A 5210-nucleotide genomic window follows, 5' to 3' on the forward strand; every position below is an offset into this window, starting at 1 on the left:
TCGACACATCTGTAACTGAACCACCGCATTCGCGAGCAAGCCCGCTCCCACAGTTTGGGCCGGTTTCGACAGTTGGAATGAAGTACCGCCCTCCCCCGAATTTTCGTGGGGGGGTTTGGGGGGGCTCTGCCCTTGACTGTTGGTTAAACATGGAGAGATCGGGATGGTTTTCTCGTCCAATGTGTTCCTGTTCCTGTTCTTGCCGATCTTCCTCGGCTTGTACTACTTGAGCGGGCAACGCTATCGCAACCTGCTGCTGCTGATTGCCAGCTATGTGTTCTACGCCTGGTGGCGAGTGGACTTCCTGGCGCTGTTCGCCGCCGTCACGCTGTGGAACTACTGGATCGGCCTCAAAGTCGGTGCAGCAGGCGTGCGCACCAAGCCGGCCCAGCGCTGGCTGTTGCTCGGCGTGGCCGTCGACCTGTGCATCCTCGGCTACTTCAAGTACGCCAACTTCGGCGTCGACAGCATCAACCTGATGATGAAGTCGGCGGGCCTGGAGCCGTTTATCCTCACCCACGTGCTGCTGCCGATCGGGATCTCGTTCTACATCTTCGAGTCCATCAGCTACATCATCGACGTGTATCGCGGCGACACCCCGGCCACGCGCAACCTCATCGACTTTGCGGCGTTCGTGGCGATTTTCCCGCACCTGATCGCCGGCCCGGTCCTGCGTTTTCGCGACCTGGCCGACCAGTTCAACAACCGCACCCACACCCTCGACAAGTTCTCCGAGGGCTGCACGCGGTTCATGCAGGGTTTCATCAAGAAGGTGTTCATAGCCGACACCCTGGCGGTGGTGGCCGACCATTGCTTCGCCCTGCAAAACCCCACCACGGGCGATGCCTGGCTCGGCGCGCTGGCCTACACCGCGCAGCTGTACTTCGACTTCTCCGGCTACAGCGACATGGCCATCGGCCTGGGCTTGATGATGGGTTTCCGCTTCATGGAAAACTTCAAGCAGCCGTACATCAGCCAGTCGATCACCGAGTTCTGGCGGCGCTGGCACATCAGCCTGTCCACCTGGCTGCGTGACTACCTGTACATCACGTTGGGCGGCAACCGCAAAGGCACGCTGACCACCTACCGCAACCTGTTCCTGACCATGCTCCTCGGTGGCCTGTGGCACGGCGCGAACATCACTTACATCCTGTGGGGTGCGTGGCACGGCATGTGGCTGGCGATTGAAAAAGCCATCGGCCTGAACACCTCGCCACGCAGCTTCAACCCGGTGCGTTGGGCGTTCACCTTCCTGCTGGTGGTGGTCGGCTGGGTGATCTTCCGCGCCGAGAACCTGCACGTCGCCGGCCGCATGTATGGCGCGATGTTCAGCTTCAACGAGTGGTCGCTGTCGGAACTCAATCGCGCCAGCCTCACCGGCCTGCAAGTGGCGACCCTGGTGGTGGCGTACGCAACGTTGGCGTTCTTTGGCCTGCGGGATTTCTACCGCGACCATCCGGCCACGCCAAACCCTGCGCGTACCGTGCCGGGCTATGCCATGCGTGCCTGTGTGCTGCTGCTGTTCGCGGCGTCGATCCTGAAACTGTCGGCGCAGAGTTTCTCGCCGTTCCTTTACTTCCAATTCTGAGGGAGCCGACATGACCCGTTCATTCCGCGTGCTCTACATCACTGTGTTCCTGGCCATGCTGTTGCTGCTGGGGCTGTGGTCGACGCGCAGTTTCCTGGGCTTCAGCACCAACGCCGACGCGACGGTGCTTAACGGTCGCTGGACCAAAGCCGTCGAGACCCATTACGACGACGAGTTCCCGATCAAGCGCATCGGCACCAACCTCTGGGCGGCGCTGGACTACAAGCTGTTCAACGAAGGCCGCCCTGGCGTGGTGCTGGGCCGCGATCACTGGTTGTACAGCGACGAAGAGTTCAACCCCATCGTCAACGAAGACCAGAACCTGCAAGGCAACTACGCGCTGGTCGAAGGCGTGCGCCAGAAGCTCAAGGCCCAGGGCATCCAATTGGTGATGGCGATTGTGCCGGCCAAGGTGCGCCTGTACCCGGAACACGTCGGTGACGTGAAACCGGCGAGCATCCACGCCAACCTGTACCAGGACTTCCACGCCCGCGTCGCCGCCGACAAGATCCCGGCCCCCGACCTGTTGGGCCCGCTGCAACAAGCCAAGCTGGCTGGCAAGCAAGTGTTCCTGCGCACCGACACCCACTGGACGCCGGACGGTGCCGAGATCGCGGCCAAGCAACTGGCCAAGACCATCACCGAGAAAACCCCGCTGAGCGGCGAGCCGCAGCGCTTTGTCACCGAGGCCGAGAACACCGCACCGCATAAAGGCGACCTGCGTCTGTTCCTGCCCCTGGACCCGCTGTTCGAAAACCTGATGCCACCCAAAGAACCGCTGGAAAAACGCGTCACCCACCTGGCCGAAACCGCTGGCGACGACGCGCTGTTCAGCAACAGCGAAACCCCGGTGGCGCTGGTGGGCACCAGCTACAGCGCCAACCCCAACTGGAACTTCGTCGGTGCACTCAAGCAGGCCCTGCACAGCGACGTCATCAACTATTCGGAAGACGGCCACGGCCCGATCCTGCCGATGCTCAGCTACCTGAAAAGCGACGACTTCAAGAACAACCCACCGCAAGTGCTGATCTGGGAATTTCCTGAACGTTATCTGCCCGTGAACAACGAAATCGGTGATGCCGACCCGTCGTGGGTTGCGCAACTTAAACAAGCCGGTTCGCGCCAACAGAACATGGCTTTGAACACTAAATCCGAGACGCCCGACCGGGCGCAAAACTGAAAGAGAGGTAACTCACATGACTTTCACTACAACTCCTCGTCGTCTCGCTAAAACCCTGGCTATCGCAGCCGGCCTGAGCGTGGTTTCCCTGTCGGCCTTCGCCGGTGATGCGGCCTTGTACGGTCCTGTTGCACCGAAAGGCTCCAGCTTCGTGCGGGTCTACAACGCCTCGAACCAGGAAGTCAGCGCGACCGTTGGCAGCACCAACCTGAGCGAAGTCGCGCCACTGGCCAGCAGCGACTTCAGCTTTATGCCGGGCGGTGACTACAGCGCCAAGATCGGCAGCCAGACCGTGCCGGTCAAACTCGCCGCCGACCACTACTACACCCTGGTCAACAGCGGCAGCGGCCAGCCACAACTGATCGAAGAACCACCGTTCAAGAACAAGCAGAAATCCCTGGTACGTGTGCAGAACCTGAGTGACAAGGCCCTGACCTTGAAGACCGCCGATGGCAAGACCGATGTGGTCAAGTCGGTGGCCGCCAAGGGCCGTGGCGAGCGTGAGATCAACCCGGTGAAAGTGAGCCTGGCGTTGTATGACGGTGACAAGAAAGTCGGTGATGTGAAGCCGGTTGCGTTGGAACGTGGTGAAGCGGCGGTGCTGTACGTGACGGGCTCCGGTTCGAGCCTGTCGCCGGTGTGGGTGAAACGCCCGGTGTCGACCCGCTGATTAAATTTTCAATTTAACGCTCCCCTCCTGTGGGAGCGGGCTTGCCCGCGAATGCGGTGGTTCAGCAACAGCTGTACCGACTGACACACCGCTTTCGCGAGCAAGCCCGCTCCCACAGGCTCTGACCCAAATCGATTCAAGGAGAAACACCCATGATCCCAGTAATCCTTTCCGGTGGTAGCGGCTCACGTCTTTGGCCGCTTTCCCGCAAACAGTTTCCTAAACAGTTCCTGGCCCTGACCGGCGAGCACACGCTGTTCCAGCAAACCCTGGAACGCCTGGTGTTCGAAGGCATGGACTCACCGATTGTGGTCTGCAACAAGGACCACCGCTTCATCGTCAACGAGCAACTGAGCAACCGCAAACTCGACTGCCAGCGCATCCTCATGGAACCGTTCGGCCGCAACACCGCGCCAGCCGTGGCCCTGACCGCGATGATGCTGGTCAACGAAGGCCGCGACGAGCTGATGCTGGTGCTGCCCGCCGACCATGTGATCGACGACCAGAAAGCCCTGCAACGCGCGCTGGCCCTGGCCACCGTGGCCGCCGAGCGCGGTGAGATGGTGCTGTTCGGTGTGCCGGCGACCCGTCCGGAAACCGGCTACGGCTATATCAAGTCCACCGCCGACTCGCTGCTGCCCGAGGGCGTGAGCCGCGTCGAGCAGTTCGTGGAAAAACCCAATGAAAAACGTGCGGTCGAGTTCGTCAAAAGCGGCGGTTATTTCTGGAACAGCGGCATGTTCCTGTTCCGCGCCAGCCGCTTCCTCGAAGAGCTGAAAAAGCACGACCCGGACATCTACGACACCTGCCTGCTGACCCTTGAGCGCAGCGAACAGGACGCCGACACCGTGTCCTTCGACGAAGCCACCTTCGCCTGCTGCCCGGACAATTCCATCGACTACGCGGTGATGGAAAAAACCCAGCGCGCCTGCGTGGTGCCGCTGAGCGCCGGTTGGAGCGACGTGGGTTGCTGGGCCTCGCTGTGGGCGGTCAACGATAAAGACGCCAACGGCAACGTGACCAAGGGCGACGTGGTGATCCAGGACAGCAAGAACTGCATGATCCACGGCAACGGCAAGCTGGTGTCGGTGATCGGCCTGGAAAACATCGTGGTGGTGGAAACCAAGGACGCGATGATGATTGCCCACAAGGACAAGGTCCAGGGCGTCAAGCAGATGGTCAACACCCTCAACGAACAGGGGCGCAGCGAGACCCAGAACCACTGCGAAGTCTATCGTCCGTGGGGCTCCTACGACTCGGTGGACATGGGCGGGCGCTTCCAGGTCAAGCACATCTCGGTCAAGCCGGGCGCGTGCCTGTCGCTGCAAATGCACCACCACCGGGCCGAGCACTGGATCGTGGTCAGCGGCACGGCCGAAGTGACCTGCGACGAAAATGTGTTCCTGCTGTGTGAGAACCAGTCCACCTACATCCCGATTGCCTCGGTGCACCGCCTGCGCAACCCGGGCAAGATCCCGTTGGAGATCATCGAAGTGCAATCGGGTAGCTATTTGGGCGAGGACGATATCGAGCGCTTTGAAGATATCTACGGGCGTTCGACGCCGGTGGAGCGTGGCGTGTCGGTGAAAACTATCGCGCAGTAAAACAGTCGTAAAAAGAAGCCCCCGTCCAGCCGACTGCGTCCCCTATCCGCAGCCGGTTGGGCGGGGGCTTTTTCTGTGGGTTTGGGGGTGACTGTGAGGGCCTCTTCGCGAGCAAGCCCGCTCCCACGGGTTGACCGCGTATAACCTTTGGAATGCAATCAACCTGTG

General features: G+C 61.0%; 4 protein-coding genes. All 4 read left to right on the top strand.

Features of this window, described 5'->3' with window-relative positions:
* The first annotated feature begins 163 nt into the window (after positions 1–163).
* Positions 164–1588, top strand: coding sequence for an MBOAT family protein (locus NUV89_RS27280; protein WP_017738662.1), 1425 nt, complete (start codon positions 164–166; stop codon positions 1586–1588).
* A gap of 10 nt (positions 1589–1598) precedes the next feature.
* Positions 1599–2768: an alginate O-acetyltransferase gene (locus NUV89_RS27285; RefSeq protein WP_257783755.1), complete on the top strand. Its 1170-nt coding sequence runs from the start codon at positions 1599–1601 to the stop codon at positions 2766–2768.
* Between the two features lie 16 nt (positions 2769–2784).
* On the top strand, positions 2785–3438 hold the full coding sequence (locus tag NUV89_RS27290) for an alginate O-acetyltransferase AlgF (protein ID WP_257783756.1): 654 nt from the start codon (positions 2785–2787) through the stop codon (positions 3436–3438).
* A gap of 152 nt (positions 3439–3590) precedes the next feature.
* Positions 3591–5042: a mannose-1-phosphate guanylyltransferase/mannose-6-phosphate isomerase gene (locus tag NUV89_RS27295; RefSeq protein ID WP_017738665.1), complete on the top strand. Its 1452-nt coding sequence runs from the start codon at positions 3591–3593 to the stop codon at positions 5040–5042.
* Positions 5043–5210: the final 168 nt, after the last annotated feature.

It is taken from the genome of Pseudomonas sp. 18.1.10, from assembly GCF_024655625.1.
In the GTDB taxonomy this organism is placed as follows: Bacteria; Pseudomonadota; Gammaproteobacteria; order Pseudomonadales; family Pseudomonadaceae; genus Aquipseudomonas.